Raw genomic sequence first — 19,840 nt, forward strand, 5'->3', positions numbered from 1 at the left:
GCCATTGGTCTCATGGAAGATGGGCTAATGGCGATTTTGATTGAACTTTAACCTTATGAAGAAATCACTACTTTTTTTACTGCTTTTCGGATTTCACGCTTTCTCGCAAAGCTCCATTCAATCGCGCATCGTCGATAAAAAGGCGCCGGTTGAATTCGTGAATGTGCTCTTGTACAGCGCATCGGATTCAGTGAAAATTCTGAAATACGCGACCACCGATAGTGCTGGGGTATTTAAATTATCCGGTTTAGCAGCAGGGAAATATGTCTTGAAAACCCAGATGATGGGCTTTGTGTCGACCAAAATTCCAGTGTCATTGTTGGAATCACAGGCTTTACATTTGGACGATATTTCGCTACAAACGGATAGCAAGATGTTATCCGCTGTGGAAGTACTTTCTCAGAAGGAGTTAGTCCAAAAAACAACCCAAGGTTTCATCGTAAAAGCGAAGGATAATTTAACGCAAGCCGGCGGTTCTGCGACAGATTTATTAAAGAGTATTCCGACTGTCGTAGTTGATGCTGAAGGAGCGATTACGGTGCGCGGAAAGGGCCCACTCATTTTGATTAATGGGCGCACCTCTGGGATTTCATCGACCGATTTAATTCCGGCCAGTAGCGTGGAAAGTGTGGAAATTATTAACAATCCATCAGCTCAATATGACGCAGATTCAGAAGGTGGGATTATTAACATTACTTTGAAAAAGGCGGCGAAGAGTGGTACGAATGTGTCGGCTTCTGTGGGTGGCGGTTTTGGCGCGAAAGGCCGCGGGAGTGCTGCATTTAGCCTCAATCGATCAGTCGGAAAGTGGAATGTAGGACTATCCTATGACATGCGTTTTTCTGAAAGGACTCGTAAGGCGAACACGACGCGGACGAGTTTTGATCAGCCTTTGGATTATTTATTGCTTCAAAACCGGAATGATATCCGCACGGAAAGTACGCAGAATGTAAAGTTCAACGTAGACTATGCGGCATCGTCGCACGACCAATTCAATTTTGAGATTTTATCGAATATCGAAGGACAGGATAACGATGAAGTTTTGGGATCCCAATTCTCCACCCAATTAGGCGCATTTAACTCGCGGAATATCCGGGAATCCATCGAATTAGAGAAAGGATTGGCCGTGGAATTTGCGGGGACTTACAAGCATTTGTTTGCCGATAAAAAGGAGAAATTAATCATTAACGCGAGTACCTTTTTTGGTCGTGATAATCAAGATACGGACATCAATACAAAGTCATTGACGGAAAGTGGAACGAGCTACGGCTCCACATTTTTACAGCGCACCTACAGCTATGCAAAGCCGCAAATGACTAATGTTAAAGTGGATTATGCTAAACCAATTTCTTCTTCTACCACTCTTGAAACAGGGTATAAAGGAATTTACAGAGCGAACAATATCGACTTCCAAAACCAAACTTTTATCGGTTCTGGCTATGTGAAAAATCCGGCTGTGAGTAATATTTTTGACTTCAAAGAACAAATTCATGCGGCCTATTTGCAGATCAAATCAGAACCGTCCGCTTCATTCAAATACGATATCGGCTTGCGCGCGGAGAAAGTGATGAACGAAGGAACCTCGATTTCTAATTCGTCCATTTCGTTTCAACGTGACTATTTCAACCTATTCCCCACAGCGAATTTTGCTTATTTCGTAAACAAATCGGACTTCCTGAAATTCAGTTATAGCCGCCGCATTAACCGCCCCGGTTTAGGGGAGTTAAATCCAATGATTGACATCACCGATTCCTTGAATCAGCACGGCGGAAATCCGTATTTGAAACCGGAATTAGTGAATGCGTTCGAGGTAGGATACAACAAAGAGGGAGAGGGCTGGAGTTTATCTAGCAGCGCCTTTTATCGTCTATCGAATAACATCATTCGCACCTATATTGATTTGAAGCCGAATGGAGTAGCCATAACTACGCCGCAAAACTTTGGCAACGCAACGACGTACGGAGTGGAGGAGATTCTGGACTGGTCTCCGACCAAATTTTGGAGTGTGAATACGAGCCTCTCGCTTTTTGACCAAAAGATTGATGGCAATGTCGTAAGCAGGGATGTGGCAAATGAAGTGGTGAGTTGGTATGGTAAAATGATTCACAACTTTACGCTTTCGAAGCAATCTAAATTGCAAATCATTGGTGCTTATAACGCGCCCACGGCTATGGCTCAAGGTACGAGAATGGCTGTCTATAATGTGGATTTAGGCTTCCAAACTAAGATTCTAAAAGGCAAGGGTGGCTTAGGAATTGTAATCAGCGACGTCTTTAATATGCAAAGCAGCGGATGGGACCTTTCGGCGGCTAATTTTGCATTGAACAGAAAGATGAAAGTAGATACACGCGCGGTATTTGTCACGTTCGCTTATTCTTTTGCGAACATTTTCAAGGAATCATTATTGGATAATTTATTCTCTAATAACTAGATAAATCTTCGTCCAATTCCGAATAAAATCGTGTTCGCTAATACCGCACAGCCCACGATTATAATCGCCATCGTGAATGGTGTGCCATCAAAAAGCAAACCCACTAAAGTAGCACAAACTGCGCCCCAAGCCATTTGAATAGAGCCCAGCATTGCAGAAGCTGTTCCGGCACCCCGATGGAAAGGTTTTAGCGCAAGGGTTGCTACGTTAGGAAAATTGAACCCTTGGCAACCCATAATCAGGAACAAAAGACCAATGTTTACTTCCATGGATAGCCATTCCATTTTCGCTAAAACGGATAATAAAATGCCTAAGATTAATTGTGTAGGCAAGGTCACTTTCAAAATTTGCAAGCTCGAATACCTTTTTAAAACGACGCGATTCAATTGACTCGCTGAAATAATACCGGAGGCAACGATTGCGAAAATGAAACCAAATTTGGACTCATCTACGCCGTAATACGTTAAGAAAGTGAGGGGCGCTCCACCCACATAGGTAAAAATACTACCCGCACCAATGGCGCCTGTAAAGGCAAAAACCAAGTATTCTTTCTCTTTGAATAACGCCTTATAGGCTTTCATAATGGTGGAGATTCGGAACGGACCACTGTGTTCGCGATTGGTCTTTTCTGGCAACCAAGATTTGATCAAGAAAATGATTACTAATAGGATGAATGCTAAGACTAAAAAGATGGCTTTCCAGCTAGCAATCGTCAATAATAAACTACCTAAAGATGGAGCTAAAATAGGTGAAACACCTAATATCAGAATCATTAATGACATGATTTTAGGCCTTTCTTTCTCCTCAAACGTTTCGCGAATCACCGCATTAGGTGCGACCATTCCTACACTTCCGCCTAGCGCTTGGAACAAACGGAAAACGACTAACATTTCCACCGAAGTCGAAAAAGCACAGGCAATAGAACTCAATACATAGACTGAAAGGCCGATATATAGCACATTTTTGCGACCAAAATGATCTAATAAAGGACCACTTATTAGTTGCCCCATGCATATACCAAAGAAGAAACTAGATAGTGTATACCCCATTTGTTCCTGTGAACAATTCAGCGCGAGGGCGATGTTTTTGAAAGCAGGTAAATACATGTCGATGGACAAAGGTCCAATCGCCGACAAGATTCCAAGGATTAAGATGATTTTCGTGCGGTTCGCAGAATTGGGCATTAGCTAGGGGGTATTTTTAGAAGACGCAAAGGTACGCCCAATAATCCTAAATTAATACCCCCGCACTTGCCTGTAACGCATAGATCGTTTTAAATAGATAGGCTTTTAGCTCCGTTAATTTCTCTGCCGCTTCCATCGCTTTTGTTTCGCGGCTGTTGATTAAAAAGAGAGAAGATTCCCCTTGTGCAAAACGGGTTTCTTCTGCTTTCACAAGTGCTTGGTAGTTTTGTAAAGCCTTTTCCTGCGTTTGGATCTGCTTTTTCAAGGCTTCCACTTGGTTAAAATACGAGCTAACTTTTACCTGAATTTGTTGCTTTTTCTGCGCTAAATTTAGGGATTCTTCCTGTATTTTTAGTTTAGCTAATGCGTAGTCCGCTCTACCTTTCGAGAGGCGTAGGGGCATTTCAAATTTGAAGCCATACTGATAATTATTTTCGAACAAGGGGCGCGTCTCCAGACTTGGCGTGAGGCCTTTGGACAAGGCATTATAGCTTACATCTAGTTTAGGCAATAGGCTTTGGAATTTCAATTTCTTCTCCACTTGCAAGCCCTCGATTTTGTATTGATAAGCGCTTAAATCTGGATGGTTTGCATAGGCCTTTTCTAGCAAGGAAGAAAGGTTTAAATCAAGGTCCGCGATCCAAGCGAATTCATTCGTTACTTCTGCAGGTTGCACCTCTGAAGGCAACTCCTGCGGGGTGTTATTCTCTTGCCATAAGTAGACAGAAAGAGACAATCGCGCATTTTCTCTTTCTACCCATTTTGCCTGGTATAGATTGTCAAAAAACTGGAGCTGCGTGGTCGCCTCGAGCGTATCTACTGCGGGTCTTTCGCCTAATTCTACACTCCGTTTTACAAATGAAACGCGGGCTTCAGCGATCTTCCGATTTTGGTCGACGATTTTAAAAACGCGCACACTTTTTACCCAATTCCAATAGGACGCCATCGCATCGGAGAACAGGTCATTTAAGGCGCTTCTTTGTTGTTGAATCGCCATTTTATTCATCAGCTTCGCTTGTTGTAAACTTGCTCTGCGCTGATCCATGAATAGATTCTTTGCAAGGGGAACGCTGATCCCGATGTAGCTGGTTTCACCTAGGGTTTGGCTTGGGTTTAGGCGTGAACCTCCTAAGTTTTCCATACCAGAACTCAATTCGATACCGTACCAAGTAGGGATGCTTAATTCGGGTGCGTGGTACTCGTAATAGTTCTTCCCGTCAAACGTTTTTTGCGTACTGTAGTGACTCAAGATGGGATCAAAACCACCTCTAGCTTGCAGGATTTGTGCCTCTGATTTTTGCACACCAATGCTTGCTTGCTTGGCAAGCGGGTGATAGGTTTGCACGATTTTCAAAAACGCTTCTGGATATAATACCGGCGTTTGAGCAAAGCCTGCAAAGCTCATCAGCAAGAAGATAAATAGTTTATTTTTCATCTTTTTTTACGGTATAAAAATCAGCTGGAAAGCCATTGATATTTCGCCATAACTCGTACCAAAGCGGCACATCATTTAACAAGGCAATACCTTGCGCACCCGCACCCATCTTAATTTGCTTAGGCCACTTTTTATCTTTAGGATTTTCCACTACGATCACGCGGAACATTCCTTTCTCGTCTATGTTATTTTCCACCGCACGAATCTTTCCTGGGAAAGTTCCGAAGCTTTGATCTGGCCATCCGCCCGCAAAAATAATCGCTGGGAAACCATCAAATATAAACCGGACCTCTTGTCCAGGAGAAACCAAAGGTAAATCGACTGGTCTGACATACATCTCTACCGCATAATTTGTGTTTTGCGGAACGATGGTTAAAAGCTCTTCCCCATCTTTTAAAATCTCCCCAATACCCGCCTTTTTCGCATTAATTACCTGACCACTTTGAGGCGCTAAAATGTAGTACATTCCGTCACGAATGGTATAACTAGCTACTTGATTTTCTAGCTTAGCTACTTCCCCTTTTCCGGTTTCGATCATGCCTAAACTCTGGAATTTTTCCCCTTCCGCTTTGTTCATTTTCTCACTGTATTCCTGGTCCACTCCGCGCAATTCAATTTTCGTATTTTGAATCTCTTGCAGTGTTTGATTTACCTTGTTTTCCGAGATGGTTTTTTTAGCTAATGAGTTCTGCATGGACGCATTGCGTTGTTGGAATTGCGTCTGTGAAATCAACCCCTCTTTGAACATTTTTTGGTTCCGTTCGAATTGGTCTTTGACTAAATTATACTCATTTGATGCTGCTTCTAGTTCGGCTTTTTCTCCGGTTAACTTCTGCTGCAATGCGGTGATCTTGTTCGTTAATTGATCCTGTTTTAAAGCCTTGGATGAACGTAGATTCGCAATCTGATCCTCGGTTGACTTCACTTTTTGCTCATAAAAAGAGACCGTCCCTTTCTTCGCATCCAGTTGCTCTTGTGTTCTAGAAATCAATTTAGGATCTAAATACTCAGCCTTGATCTCGGAGATTTTTGCTAAGGTGTCTCCTTGCTCCACAAAGTCTCCTTCTTTTACCCACCAGCGCGAGATTTTACCTGCGATAGGGCTATAAATTTTTTGAGGCTTTTGCTCTTGGTACAGACTGGTGATTTGACCTTTAGCACGGATATTTTGCGTCCAAGGAAGGAATAAAACGCCCAATAAAATGAGGCCTAATCCGATTAACCAAGGCTTCGTCGCAGGTCCTTTATCGCGTAGATAAATCTGATTAAATGACTTAAACTTTTCCATTGTTGATCTCTATTTTTTTGCCAAAAAGGGCATCCTCATTTGTAGCTATAATAACTGTTGCTGTTTGGTTTTTTAAATAGGTTTGGATTTGATTAGCAATAGCTGGTTCTAGGCCATTCCAAGGATTTTCTAATAATAGCAATCGTTTATCTCCACAAAGTGCGCGTAGAAGTAAAATTTTTCTCACAATTGTTTGTGGAGTTTTCTTGCCGAGTGGCTCTATCTCCGTATCAAATCCAAGTGGGAAGTGATTTAGAAAATCAGCAAATCCTAATTCATTCGCGGTAGCTAAAATTAACGAAGGACTAATCTCTTTATTCCCTAAACTAATATTTTCCCACACTGATCCGCCAAAAATCTCCTGGTTCTGAAGCAATATCCCCGTATGCTTTCTCAGGCTTTGTAAGTTGTAGTTTTTAATCGGAACCTTATTAATTAAAAGGGTACCTTTAAAGTCGATATAATTACCCGTTAGTACCCGCATTAAAATCGATTTTCCAGATCCTGCCGGCCCCGTGATTTGAATTTTTTCACCCGAATTAATGTGCAAATTAATGGAGTTTAATACCGGCTTTCCAGTTTCGAATTCAAAACTGAAATTCTTCATTTCGATTTCTAATCCCACACGTGTATTTAGGTCTAAATCCCCCCCTGACTCTAATGGATTATCTGTCACACTCGCTAATTTTTCTAAGCCAGTAATCACATCATACGCACTATCTAAGCTCGTAATCAGCTTCTCTACAGCACCTATGACTAGCATAATAACGATTTCTGCTGCGACAAATTCCCCTACATTTAATTGCTGGTTAATTAATAAATACGAACCCAAGGTTAACATCAACGTAGTCAAGGCTACTTTGAAAAATAGAAGTGATTTATATTGAAATAAAAGCACGTGAAAATGCTTCGTTCTTGCTCCTAAATAACCGCTCACATTTTCATCCGTGCGGATGAAGTTTAGGTCAGAACCTTGGCTAAATTTAAAAGTCTTGATCGTCCGAGCAATCTCTCCAAAAAATCCAGCCACTCCGTATTTATAGTTTGATTCTTCGATACTTGTTTCGATTCCTTTTTGGGAAGTATAATACAAAATCAAGCCTAATAATAGTAACAGAATTACCCCTAGTATGATAAATAAAGGATGGTAAAGCGATAATAAAATGATTCCAAAGACAATTTGTACTGACGCCACTGGAATATCTAAAAGTAGTTTTGCGAAGCCTTTTTGAATATTCAAGGAATCAAAAAACCGATTCACCTTCTCAGGAATATGGTATTTATCCATATGCTTTAAATCCAATTGCGGGATCTTATCAGCGAATTCATAGGCATAGTGAGCGAAGATTTTCTGTTGTATCGACTCGATGATTTTCATCTGATTGATTTGGAACAAACCCATCAGAAAAACACCTAGCACAACTAAAAAGATGAGCACATAAATGGAGGTCACCATCGTGGCTCCCATCACCAAACCAATGATGGTTTGTACACCCAAAGGCAAACTCAAATTCACAATACCGCCCAAAATCGAAAACAAGTAGATCGATGTGATCTCCTTTTTATGTTCCTGAATCAGGGCTTGCACTCGCTTCAATGGACTTTTTTGTTGCATAACAATTCGTTTTCTCCTGCAAAACTATAAATACTTTTTAATATAATAGTAATGCTATTATTAATAATTGTTAAAATATCTTTTGCGGTAGCAATTCTATTATTAACTTTGTTTTGTTCAACAGGTATAACAATGGATTATTCACTAAGTTTTAAAGTTAACGAAAAGATCTATTTACGGGACCCAGAAAGTACGGAATTAGGAAAGCAGATTGTAAAAAATGCGATTGACCTAATTTATACCTTGGGGTTTGAACATTTTACATTCAAGAAATTAGCGAAGGAAATGAACACGACGGAGGCGTCGATCTACCGTTATTTTGAGAATAAACACCGGATGTTGTTGTATATCTTGAATTGGTATTGGTCCTACATGGAATACTTGGTGGTGTTTCAGTTGCAGCCTTTGGCGAATTCGAAAGCAAAATTGGAACGATTGGTCGAGTTGTTAACGCATCCATTGGAGGAGAGCGAAGGGCAATCAGATTACAATAAGCAGTATTTACACCAAATTGTCATTACCGAAAGTAGCAAAGTCTACCTCGTAAAAGAGGTCAAAGAAATCAATGAAAACGCGGTATTTAAGCCTTATAAAGACCTTTGTGCACGCATATCGGAATTGATTCAATCGCATAATTCAGCCTATGCATTTCCACATTCTTTAAGTAGTACACTAATTGAAACGGCGCATTCGCAGCTCTTTTTCAGTCAGCACCTGCCTAAATTAACGGATGCAGGGAAAGACAATAAAACGGAATTTGTCGAGCGGTATTTGACTGATTTATTGTTCAAATCTTTGCAGGCTTAAGCCAGATTAATTATCCGTCCTAAATGGTGATGCCGGCAAGCCCTCCGCATTGATTAAATTAGCCCCCTCCGGATTATCCGCCCAGCCATAGCGAACGTAAACAGGCTCTGGCACTTCATCGCTCCAAACCACCACCGTGTTTCGTTCAATGATCGCTTTAGCCCACACGAATTTCTTGTCCTTTCCTGCGATCGCAAAATAGGTCAATTCATCTTCGTCCTTTTTATTGATGGAGAGTCTACTTCCCGTTTCACGGAAGCGAATACGGATGCGGTTTCCTTCGATTTGGTTTGATTCATAGATGGGTCCGGATGAAACGATGTTCTCTCCGTAGGCCAGTTTGCGGGCGGCTAACGCAAGGCGTTCGCCGATCGGTTTTTTGGTCAACGGGTGAATGTCATTCCACTCGCCTAGGTCCAAAGTCACCGCCATGCCACTGCGCGGAATCGATAAACTCTTTAATTGTCCATCGCGTAGAACGGCCATATTACTTTCTGCTGGGAGCATTGTCCGGTCTTGGAAGCCGGGTAATTGCACATATAAAAAGGGAAGGTCAGGCTGCTGGAATTGTGTCCGCCAGTCTTTGGCTAAGGCCGGCAACAACTGTTGATATACCTCCGGTTTCCACACATTGGTTTCGCCCTGGTACCACACAAATCCCTTCAAAGCATAGGAGGTAAAAGGTGCGATCATGGCGTTGTATAACGCAGTAGGTGTGAAATTAGAGGGAGCGGGCTTCTCAACCACCGGCGGGAACACCTCGCCCACTTTGTAATTCCAATCCCCTTGCAAATCGACTGTTTTATCGCCCACAATCAGCTCATATTGTTTATCAGGGACAAAGCCGCCTTTCCCAGCCGTGTTGGTGACGCGAATGACAATCAGGTTTTTACCTGCTTTCAGTAGGCCATTTTTGACGTTATATCTGCGAGGCGGGTATTGATAGGTGATATTTCCCACTTGTTCTCCGTTCACAAATACCTGGTCTGCATCCACGATGCGGCCCATAAATAGTTTGGCAGGCTGACCCTCTAACGCCTCAGGAATATCGATTTCTCTTCTGAACCAAACCACACCGTTCAAATCTCTTAAACCTTGATCTTCCCAAAAACCAGGGATCGAAAAGCGCTTCCAACCTTTGGGTGAATAGCTAGGGCTTTCCCACTTTTCACTTAAGCCACGGTCAATGGATTTTCTAGGAGCAGGCGGCACCGCGCTCGTACGAGTGGTGTCTTTCACATAAGCCGGAAATTCTTTTAAACCCGCTTCACTAATCCAAGATTCGATGGGGGTTCCGCCTACACTGGAATTAATAATTCCGATAGGCACGCGGTATTGGGCATACAAATCCTGTGCAAAGAAATACGAAACGGCACCCATTTGTAATACGTTTTCTAGTGTAACCGGAAGCCAAGAGCTAGTCGGTAAATCGGAGCGAACGTCGACCTTTGAGATGGCGGTGGGAACGAAGAAATTTCGAATCTGTGAGTTATTTGCGGAAGCAATATCTGCCGGATATTTCTCTTTCACTCGCTCCATATTGATGACCATATTGGACTGTCCAGCGCATAGCCAAACATCTCCGAAAAGGACATCTTTCACCGACTTTTCGTTGATCGTAATTTCATAGGGACCGCCAGCAGGCGTTGCGGGCAGGGTACAAGCCCAGTTTCCTTTGGAATCACTAATAGCACGTATCTTTTTTCCTTTAAAAGTCACGTTAACTTTCTCTCCAGGGTTCGCCCAGCCCCAAATTTTCACTGGCATGTCGCGTTGCAACACCATTCCGTTGCTGACTAAAGAGGGCAGTTTGACAGCTGAAAAAGCTGTAAAGCTGAGTAGAAGGAAGAAGATTTTTTTCATAGAGGTAAAGATCGTGGTACTAAGATAAGGATTTCTGCATTTTAGGATGACCTGCCCTGATAATTCCGCTTAACCTATTGTATATCAGTGAAATTCTTTTTTCCTTGTAGACAAATCTAAACCTATGAAAAAATTAGCCCTTTTATCTTTGGCAGGGATGCTGACGCTTGCTGTTTTGGCCTCCTTTCATTCTACCTCTTCTCGTATTACTACAGTAGATACGTTGAAAATTCCGGATGGGGTAGATCCGAATGATGAGAACTGGAAAGGGATTGATTTATCGCCCAAGGCGCCGGTGCAACCCTTGACCATCGATGAGCAGTTGAAGAAGTTTTTACTTCCTGCCGGCTATCAAATGCAGCCTGTTTTAGCGGAGCCACAGATTCAGCAGCCTGCGGAAATTGTGTTTGATGGGAATGGGCGGATGTATGTTTTGGAGTTAAGGTCGTACATGTTAGATGCAGATTCCAAAAACGAATTAGAACCCACCAGCCGTATTTCTCGCTGGGAAGACAAAAATAATGACGGGATTTACGAGACGGGAACAGCCTTCGTGGATGGCTTAATCTTCCCGCGTTTCGTCTTGCCTTATGGCAAAAACAGTATTTTGACGATGGAGTCCGATCAAGATAATATCTATAAATACACCGACACGAACGGCGACGGTAAGGCCGATAAAAAGGAGTTTTTCACAAACAAATACGGACGTTCTGGTAACGTCGAGCACCAGCAAGCCTTCTTATTTTACGGGATGGACAATTGGCTTTACTCTACCTATAATGCTTTCCGTATCCGAGAAACGCCTAGCGGAATAATCCGCGAAAAAACGGGCGCAAACCGTGCCCAATGGGGAATCACCCAAGACGATGATGGAAAATTATACTTTCAAGGCGGCGCTTCTGGCGTTCCATCTCACTTCCAATTCCCGATTCAATACGGAAATTTCGAAGTTCCTAATGAACTAGCTCCCGGTTTTGTGGTCCCTTATGGCGCGGCGGTTAAAGTGTCGGATATGCAAGGTGGAATGGATGAAATTCGCCAGCCAGATGGATCGCTAAATCGCGTAACCGGATCTGCCGGAAATGATATTTTCCGTGGCGATCGCCTTCCTTCTTCCTTACGCGGTCAGCTTTTTTATGGTGAGCCGGTGGCTCGTATTGTCCGCCAAATTAACCCCGTGAAAAAAGAGGGTTTGACAACATTGCACAATGTGTTTCAGGATCAAAAATCAGAATTTATTCGCTCCACCGATCCTTTGTTCCGCCCTATCGATATGGCCACTGCTCCAGATGGAACGATGTATATCGTAGATATGTACCACGGGATTATTCAGGAGGGACAATGGACGCCTAAGGGATCTTACTTGAGGATGAAAATTGAGCAATATAAATTAGATAAAGTGGTGGGCTTGGGACGTATTTGGCGCGTTAGTCATGAGGGCTTCAAGCGCGACACGAAACAACCGCGAATGTACGATGATAAATCCGCTACTTTGGTGACCTATTTAAATCACCCGAATGGCTGGTGGCAAGATATGGCGCAGCAAGTGTTAGTACAACGCAATGATAAATCGGTGGTGCCAGCTTTGACGGCAATGGCCTTAAAGGGGACGAATGTAAATGGTCGAATTCACGCGATTTGGACTTTAGAAGGCTTAGGAGCATTAAAAGTTTCCACGGTTACTAAGCTTGCGAGTGATGCAAATCCGCGCATTAGAATCCAAGCATTAAAGGCTTCAGAAACCTTGTACAAAGCAGGCGAAAAAGGGCTAGCAGATTTATACACTAAAGCCTTGAAAGACACGGATAATGAAGTGGTGATGCAGGCGATATTTACGCAGAAATTTTTGATGGTTCCTAATCACGAATCTTCCATCAAAACGACTTTAGTTTCCAATAAATCAGCTGGTGTGAAGTTGATAGGCGAGCAAATTATTACGCCACCTAAATCACGTAATAATGGACCGTTTAATGCACCAGAATTAAGCAAAGAGCAAAAAGGAATTCTAGAGCGTGGCGAATTAGTATTCGCAGAATTATGTTCACAGTGCCATGGCAATGATGGAATGGGTAAGCCGATGGGAAATGGGAAGTTATTGGCGCCGGCTTTGGCTGGATCTTACCGCATTCAACAACACCCGGAATATGCCGTTCGCGTTCTATTGCACGGCTTAGAGGGTTCTATCGAAGGGAAAACCTATGCGGGGGGATTGATGCAATCCATGAAAGAGCAGTCTGATCAGTGGATTTCAGACGTGGTTTCGTATATCCGAAATGGCTTGTCGAACGATGCGTCCTTTGTGAGTCCTGCGCAGGTGGCGGCTATTCGGGCGAACACAAGCAAGCAGGCGGGGATGTATAAATTCGAGTCGTTAATGAAGCAGGTTCCAGTGGAATTTGTTCCGGACCAAAGCTGGAAATTCTATGCCTCCCACACCGCATCGACTCGGGTAGGGGGGAATGCCTCGCCTAAAAGTGCCTTCAATTACGAGGGCTGGTCGACAGGAAAAACGCAGGAGAAAGACATGGTTTTCCAAGTGGAATTCCCCGCTGAATTTACCTTCTCAGAATTCCACTTTACCTCTAATTCTGGATTTAAAAAAGGCCAACGACCGAAAGCAGGAGAAGCTCCTGAATACACGCACACCTATCCGCGGAATATAACCGTGGAGGCTTCGACGAATGGATCAGATTGGAAGGTGGTTCAAGCGAACGTGAGAGGAAAGCAGGGCGACAACATCATCACGTTGCCAGCCACGCGTGCAAAGTTTATGCGCTTAAAATTAGCCGAAGGAGTCACGGCATCATCGGATGATGTAACTCCTTGGTCGATGCGATCGATGAAGATTTTTGGATTGAGGTAAAAATTTTTAAACCTACTTAAGCTTATATATGAAATCAAATCGTAGAAATTTTATCCAATCGCTTGGATTAGGAGCTGCCACATTGAGTCTGGGTTCGAGCCCATTGAATTCGCCTAGTGCTGCTTCATCCAACGATGACCAGCTTCTTTTTGTCGGCGATAACATTGCGGTGGCAAATACCGAATATGGTAAAATACGGGGCTTTTTGCTGCGTGGAATTAATCAATTCTTGGGTATTCCTTATGGTGCTGATACTTCTGGCAAAAACCGATTCATGCCTCCGGTTAAACCTGAGCCCTGGAAAGATATAAAACCCACTGTTTGGTGGGGAAACACCGCTCCTCAAATTATGGAGAAGCGTTATGCAAATGCTTATGCCTCTTTCGTGGATCATTGGAATTACGATGATGTGTCAGAGGATTGTTTGAAATTAAATGTATGGACTCCTGCGATCGATTCAGGAAAGCGACCGGTAGTTGTGTGGTTACACGGGGGTGGATTTACGAATGGAAATGCTATCGAGCAAGATGGTTACCACGGGGAGAATTTGAGCCGTTTAGGCAACATCGTTTTCTGTTCGATTAATCACCGTTTAGGACCTTTCGGGTATTCACATTTAAAGGCAGCCGGAGGTCATCCGCATTCAGGAAATGTGGGCAATTTAGATATGGTGGCTGCATTAGAATGGGTGAAAAATAACATTGCGAATTTCGGGGGAGATCCGAATAACGTAACGATTATCGGCCAGTCTGGCGGTGGAGCTAAAGTGACTTCCTTACTGAATATGCCAGCGGCAAAAGGATTGTTTCATAAAGCAGTGGCTTTGAGTGGAACTTCGTTGACCGGTGTAAACAAAGACTATGCGGAGAAGCTAGGCCTTAAGGTGATGGAAGAAGCGGGTTTGAAGCCAGGTGAAATCGATAAATTACAACAAATTCCGTGGAGAGAATACATTGACATCACGACTCGTGCAGTAGAAAAATTTGCCGAGGAAGCTAAGAAAATGAATATCTCACGTGGCGGATTTTCACCGGTAGCGGATGGGGTGACGATGAATGATCAACCGTTTTTCTCGGATCCGAATCATTTCTCAGCGGACATTCCATTGATCATTAATACAACCTTCCATGAGGCTAGCCCTAGCCGCACTGATGCGAGTTTAGAAGAGATTACTTTAGCAGGCGTAGTGGAGAAAATCAAGCCACGTTTTGGTGCTGATGCGGGCAAAATTGTGGAGGCTTACAGCCAAAACTTCCCTAAGGCAAAACCAGTAGAAGTGTGGGCGATGATCTTATCCAATAGAAAAGGAGCGATCGCTGCTGCGGATGCGAAAGTATCTCAACGCAAAGCGCCTGTTTACGTGTCTTGGTTTGGCTGGCAACCCCCACTATTTGATGGTAGAATGCGCGCGTTCCACTGTGATGACATCTGTTTTTGGTTCTATAATACCGATCTGATGCTAACACATACGGGAGGCGGTAAAAGACCAAGAGCTTTATCAACTAAGATGGCCAAGTCTTTCTTGAACTTCATTAAAACAGGTAATCCGAATGGTGGAGGCCTCCCTAATTGGAAGCCCTACACCAAGGAAAATGGCGAAACGATGATTCTTGATGATGCTTGCGCACTCTTGAATAATCCAGATGCCATGGCAAGGAAAGCCTTAGGTTAATTTTCTTCCACTACAAATTCATACACACCAGCGCCCAGTTCGAAACTTATTCGATCGGCGTTGGTGTTTGTTTTCACTGCCACATTCACAATTTTGCCCTTAGGTAGTTTCACCTGAGCTGACGTATTCGCCGGTATAGAGAAACGATAAGTTGTTTTATTTCCTTGCCTCGACCACTTACTTTTGATGTTACCGTACATGGTTTCTACATTCCCTTTAGCATACGAAATCTTACCCGTAGGATCTGGCGTAGGCTGCAAAATGAAATGTTGGTAACCAGGGCTTTCTGGATCACGTTGAATCCCTAACGAATGCGTGTACATCCAAGCCGCCACGGCACCGAAGGAATAGTGGTTGAAGGAGTTCATACTGTTGTTCCCTCCGAAGCCATTTTCAATCGTATACGAATTTAATCTTTCCCAAATACTCGTCGCCCCATTCGCCACCGAATACAACCAGGAAGGGTAGGTTTTCGTCGTCAATAATCCGTAGGCGATGTCGTGTTTCCCATTTGCTGAAAGGGCCTCGGAAATAGAGGCAGTCCCGATGAATCCTGTCATCAAGGAATAGGGTGGACGGGCTTCGCCTTGATCGTCTTTATTCGAACGGGTGATGGTTTCGACTAAATGTGCCAGCGCGTGAGGGGCATTAGTTGCGTTGAAGACGTTTAATGCCAAAGGAATCGCGTAAGACGCTTGCGTGTCCATTAATTGACCTTTATCCGATGCTTCCGGCGCAGCATTCGCATTTGGCGGTCCCATGAAGCCTGTTTTTACGCCAGATTTAATGGTTTTAAAGGAGGTTTTGTCTACGTAAATTTCATTGAAGGCGATTTTTTTGGCTTCGCTTTGGGTTAGATACGCATCCGCTTCTGCCGTGAAACCTAATACGCGTGCCACCTTCGAAACAATCGCTAAATCTGCTGCTTGGTAGGCCATCCAAAACAAGGTATTGTCATTCTTATTTCCCTCTGGACTTAACCAGTCGCCTAGTGGTCCTTCGTTCAAAATGCCGTCTTTCACTTTCGTATCTAGGAAAGTCATATAGCGTTTCATCGCCGGATAATGTTCCGCCAGCATCGCTTTGTCGCCATATTGCAAGTACGTTTCCCACGGAATCACTATACCCGCACTGCCCCATAAGGTTCCACCAAATCCTCCGCCCATCGGCGCCACATCTGTGAATCGGCCGTCGGCACGCTGCACATCCCGCATGCCTAGTAAGTGGCGGCGCATGAAGTTGTTCACTGGCGCCATCATCGTGGCAGTTTTGGAGAACACATTAATGTCACCGCTCCAGCCCATTCGCTCGTTTCTCGCGGGGGTGTCTGTAGGAATCGAAAGGAAATTAGAACGCATCGACCAGGTGATGTTGGACCACAATTTGTTCACCATCGGGTCCGAAGTTTCGTAAGAGGAACTGATGTTTTTCACGGAGGAAAGCACGATGCCTGCCACTTGAGGCAACTCCGGGGCTTGTTCGATTCCCGTAATTTCGAGGTAGCGGTAGCCATGGAATGTAAAACGGGGTTGAATGTATTCGTCTCCACCTTTTAAAATGTGGATATCTTGTGCCAAAGCCGCTCGGATATTCTCGAGCATGATCATTCCTTTTTGGCCGGCATATTCGGCTAAATCGGGGTATAAAACTTCCGCAAAACGCATCGTGATGACCTGGCCAGGCTTTCCGTTTTTGATAAAGATTTTAGGAAATCCGACCATGTTTTGGCCCATATCATAGACAAAAACCCCTTTTCTAGGCTCTGCGATAGATTTTGCCTGTAACACTTGCTGCACCGTCACGCGATCATCCAAGTGATTCACGAGTTTCATTCCTTGGTAATCCAGGGCGAAACTCGTCCCCTCTAAGCCGATTTTTGCAGCCGGCTTCCAGTTATTATCATTGAAATGAGTCGCTGACCAACCTTCGATATCAGCGTTTTTTCGCGCATCAAAGACCTCGCCTTGGAAGAAACTTCCCACGCGGATGGGTCCATCTATGAATGATTTCCAGGTGTTTGGATTCGTCTGAATGATTTGCTCTGTGCCGTCTGTGTAGCGAATTTCGAGCGTGGCTAACAGCGATTGACGATCGCCAAAATAGTTCCAACTATCGCCACTGTAGGTAATATTTCCGCTCCACCAGCCTTCGCTTAACCACGCTCCCCAGGCATTTTTGCCTTTGTTTAGTAATGAAGTCACATCAAAAATCTGGTAGGTATGCGTCTTGTTGTATTGCGTCAAACCCGGATTAAAGAACTCGTCACCCACGCGTTTGCCGTTTAGAAATAACTCATAAATACCACGTGCTGTGGCATAAATGCGGGCACTTTTAATGGTTTTACCAGTAGCAGCTGTAAATTCCGTGCGCAACATCGGTGCTGCATTTCGGCTCGGATTAGCGACACTAAATTTCCCAGAAACGTTAAAAGCCTTGCCATCAAAGGGTACACCTTTCCACAATCCAGGGTTCTGCTCAGCTTCGAATAAGGGATTCGATGGAAGTCTAAAATTTCGGATGATTACATCGGAGAAACGGGCGGATTCTCCTTCATTAGTCGAAAATCCAATTTCCGAAAGCATAGGGAAGCTGATAAAATTATTTCCAGCACCTATCGGATTTAAGTTCACCCCGGTAGCCGCATACGGACTCGCATTCTTAGGAGTCGGATTGATTTTATGCTCCTTATCCACCTTGTCAATATAGAAATCAAACACCCCAAAATTGCATTCCGCAAATACGGTATGTTTTTGAGATTGATTCGCTGCGTTGATGATGGCTAAAGGAATTTTAAAGCTTTTAAATGCCTGATCTGCCCGGTCTTTTTTATCGTATCCCACGCGATAAATTTGTAAAAGTGCTTGTCCAGAATCCGACTTTGATAGCTCTGAAATATCTAATTCCAGCTTGATATAGGATTGATTAGGACCACTAGCCACATCCTGAATATTCAGATTGCGATTTTGTAATCGGGGATCATTTGCCCCTAAAATAAAGCTCGCCTTCGTGCCTTGATTGATTTGGACATCGTATTGAAATTTATAAACCGAAAGGTAATGGGTATAGAAATTCAAGTCATTGGATCCGATCCAATCTGCCCCTTTCCAAGCGTCGAGCGAAGGGTTCATTAGACCCGTTTCGAAATGGGAAAACGACGTCGATTTCTTGTTCGCAGAATCCCAAACCTCCAGCGTCCACCGGTACCCCGTTTTCGCTTGTAGGGCTTCCCCGGCATATTGAATGCCTATTGAGATGTCTGTGTTTTGCTTTTTGGAATCCCAAACAGTCTGGCCAGATTCTGTCTGTACGACGATTCGATAGGCGCTTTGTTTTGCATTGCGAACAGTCGAATTCATCTGCCACGAAAAGCGCGGATGTGCTTCATCAAGCCCGAGTGGAGCCTTTTGGTATTCGACTTGTAAGTTTTGTAGGGAGAACTGCGCTTGTGCTCCTAAAGAGACTAAAAAAAACAGGGATGCTAGGATCGACTTTTTCATAGGTTGTAGGTTTCATTCGAATGTACGAAAAGAAACGCAAGCCGGTGTCCTAGGGGAGAGTAGGATGGTAGAATATTTTTATTACCTTGCCGTAAAATAAATCCTATATGAGCAAATTAACACTCAGTTTCATCTCGTTATTTGTGTTCGCGTTTAGCGCGTTTGCACAACCTAAAACAGAGCTAATTCAAGCGCGTATCATCAACGGAAATTGTAAAGTCAATTATTCAAAAGTAACCTCAGACGATGGAAAAGAACACTTTGAGGTGACTCTGGCCTTTATGAGCACTCGAGATCTTTGGTTTACATTAACTCTAGATACACCAGAAAAATTCCGCCGTTTTAATAATGATTTATTGAATAGAACACGGGAGACGACTAATGAAGATAAGTCAGCTTATTATAGTGAGACTCGCAAAGATTATTACATCTCGAAAGACGAGAAAACGGACAACATTTCTATCATGTTGTTAGCGAATCAAGAACGTTGGATTTTGATGAAAGAGGCAGCGAAAGAATTATCGCTGTATGTAAACACCATCCCGTACGGGAAAATGAAGTAAAAAAAAGTGCAGCGTCCGCAGGACGCTGCACCAAATCAATTATTTCATAATTTCAGCCATCGCTGCTCTATCGTACAATGACCACTCTTCTACTAGTTTGCCATCTTTGATTGCATCTACTGTGTGGATGAATGTTTTAGCAGTCTTATCTCCCTTTGTAAGGATCAGAGTCATGTAACCACTTACGTAGTTTGTGATTCCTTTTTCGTTCGCTTTGTCATATTGACTTTCCCAAACTGGACCCAATTCTACTTTTACTGTAATGCCTTTATCCGCAAATGCTTTGAACATCGCCATGTTTGCGTCTAATGTCATAGAATCTAAGTTGTCGTGAAAAACAACATCTGGAGCATACGTTGATCTGTAGGCAGCTGTGTCTCCTGACTCAATTGCCTTAAGTGATTTTTTAAATAGATCCGTGTTAGCAGTGCTGTCAAACGTGATACCATTTTGACCCGGCACTCTAGCTGAATCTGCTGCGCCTTCTTCTTTTTTAGAACAAGCGAAAATGCTTCCCGCTAGAACGAATAATAGAATGATTTTTTTCATTTCTTTGGTTTTTAAAGGGTTAATAATTTTGCCAAAGAAAGTGGATTATTAAAACACCCGCTCAGGGTAAGGA

The 19,840-nt window shown here is 43.4% G+C and carries 12 protein-coding genes; 5 read left to right on the top strand and 7 right to left on the bottom strand.

The window, feature by feature from the left end; translation table 11 throughout:
* Positions 1 to 55 precede the first annotated feature (55 nt).
* Positions 56 to 2,431: a TonB-dependent receptor domain-containing protein gene (locus tag G9X62_RS06010; RefSeq protein WP_223129843.1), complete on the top strand. Its 2,376-nt coding sequence runs from the start codon at positions 56 to 58 to the stop codon at positions 2,429 to 2,431.
* Here G9X62_RS06010 and G9X62_RS06015 read toward each other — a convergent pair.
* Genes G9X62_RS06015 through G9X62_RS06030 form a run of 4 tightly spaced genes read right to left on the bottom strand, consistent with a single transcriptional unit; the run spans position 2,428 to position 7,953 of the window.
* On the bottom strand, positions 2,428 to 3,615 hold the full coding sequence (locus tag G9X62_RS06015) for a multidrug effflux MFS transporter (protein WP_223129844.1): 1,188 nt from the start codon (positions 3,613 to 3,615) through the stop codon (positions 2,428 to 2,430). The genes G9X62_RS06010 and G9X62_RS06015 overlap by 4 nt on opposite strands.
* A gap of 46 nt (positions 3,616 to 3,661) precedes the next feature.
* Positions 3,662 to 5,050: a TolC family protein gene (locus G9X62_RS06020; RefSeq protein WP_223129845.1), complete on the bottom strand. Its 1,389-nt coding sequence runs from the start codon at positions 5,048 to 5,050 to the stop codon at positions 3,662 to 3,664.
* On the bottom strand, positions 5,040 to 6,338 hold the full coding sequence (locus G9X62_RS06025; protein WP_223129846.1) for an HlyD family secretion protein: 1,299 nt from the start codon (positions 6,336 to 6,338) through the stop codon (positions 5,040 to 5,042). Before G9X62_RS06025 ends, G9X62_RS06020 begins: the two co-directional genes overlap by 11 nt.
* Entirely contained in the window at positions 6,325 to 7,953 is a 1,629-nt protein-coding gene (locus tag G9X62_RS06030) for a peptidase domain-containing ABC transporter (RefSeq protein ID WP_223129847.1), read from the bottom strand. Before G9X62_RS06030 ends, G9X62_RS06025 begins: the two co-directional genes overlap by 14 nt.
* Before the next feature lie 132 nt (positions 7,954 to 8,085).
* Between G9X62_RS06030 and G9X62_RS06035 the strand changes: the two genes are divergently transcribed.
* Positions 8,086 to 8,760 carry a TetR/AcrR family transcriptional regulator gene (locus tag G9X62_RS06035; RefSeq protein WP_223129848.1) on the top strand — a complete coding sequence of 225 codons (675 nt, stop codon included), beginning with the start codon at positions 8,086 to 8,088 and terminating at the stop codon, positions 8,758 to 8,760.
* A gap of 6 nt (positions 8,761 to 8,766) precedes the next feature.
* On the opposite strand, the gene G9X62_RS06040 is transcribed toward G9X62_RS06035, so the two are convergent.
* Positions 8,767 to 10,623: a sialate O-acetylesterase gene (locus tag G9X62_RS06040; RefSeq protein WP_223129849.1), complete on the bottom strand. Its 1,857-nt coding sequence runs from the start codon at positions 10,621 to 10,623 to the stop codon at positions 8,767 to 8,769.
* Between the two features lie 124 nt (positions 10,624 to 10,747).
* Here G9X62_RS06040 and G9X62_RS06045 point away from each other — a divergent pair, with 124 nt between their 5' ends.
* Positions 10,748 to 13,486, top strand: a complete 2,739-nt coding sequence (locus G9X62_RS06045; protein WP_223129850.1) for a DUF7133 domain-containing protein — start codon at positions 10,748 to 10,750, stop codon at positions 13,484 to 13,486.
* Between the two features lie 28 nt (positions 13,487 to 13,514).
* Entirely contained in the window at positions 13,515 to 15,158 is a 1,644-nt protein-coding gene (locus G9X62_RS06050) for a carboxylesterase/lipase family protein (protein WP_223129851.1), read from the top strand.
* Here the strand turns inward: G9X62_RS06050 and G9X62_RS06055 are convergent.
* The gene (locus G9X62_RS06055; protein WP_223129852.1) at positions 15,155 to 18,655 is read right to left on the bottom strand and encodes an alpha-L-rhamnosidase; all 3,501 of its coding nucleotides are present in this window, start codon (positions 18,653 to 18,655) and stop codon (positions 15,155 to 15,157) included. The two genes, G9X62_RS06050 and G9X62_RS06055, sit on opposite strands and share 4 nt — an antisense overlap.
* 107 nt (positions 18,656 to 18,762) lie before the next feature.
* Between G9X62_RS06055 and G9X62_RS06060 the strand changes: the two genes are divergently transcribed.
* On the top strand, positions 18,763 to 19,218 hold the full coding sequence (locus G9X62_RS06060) for a hypothetical protein (protein WP_223129853.1): 456 nt from the start codon (positions 18,763 to 18,765) through the stop codon (positions 19,216 to 19,218).
* Between the two features lie 39 nt (positions 19,219 to 19,257).
* Here the strand turns inward: G9X62_RS06060 and G9X62_RS06065 are convergent, their stop codons facing one another.
* Entirely contained in the window at positions 19,258 to 19,767 is a 510-nt protein-coding gene (locus G9X62_RS06065; protein ID WP_223129854.1) for a nuclear transport factor 2 family protein, read from the bottom strand.
* Positions 19,768 to 19,840 lie beyond the last annotated feature (73 nt).

The organism is Aquirufa lenticrescens (assembly GCF_019916085.1).
Taxonomy (GTDB): domain Bacteria; phylum Bacteroidota; class Bacteroidia; order Cytophagales; family Spirosomataceae; genus Aquirufa; species Aquirufa lenticrescens.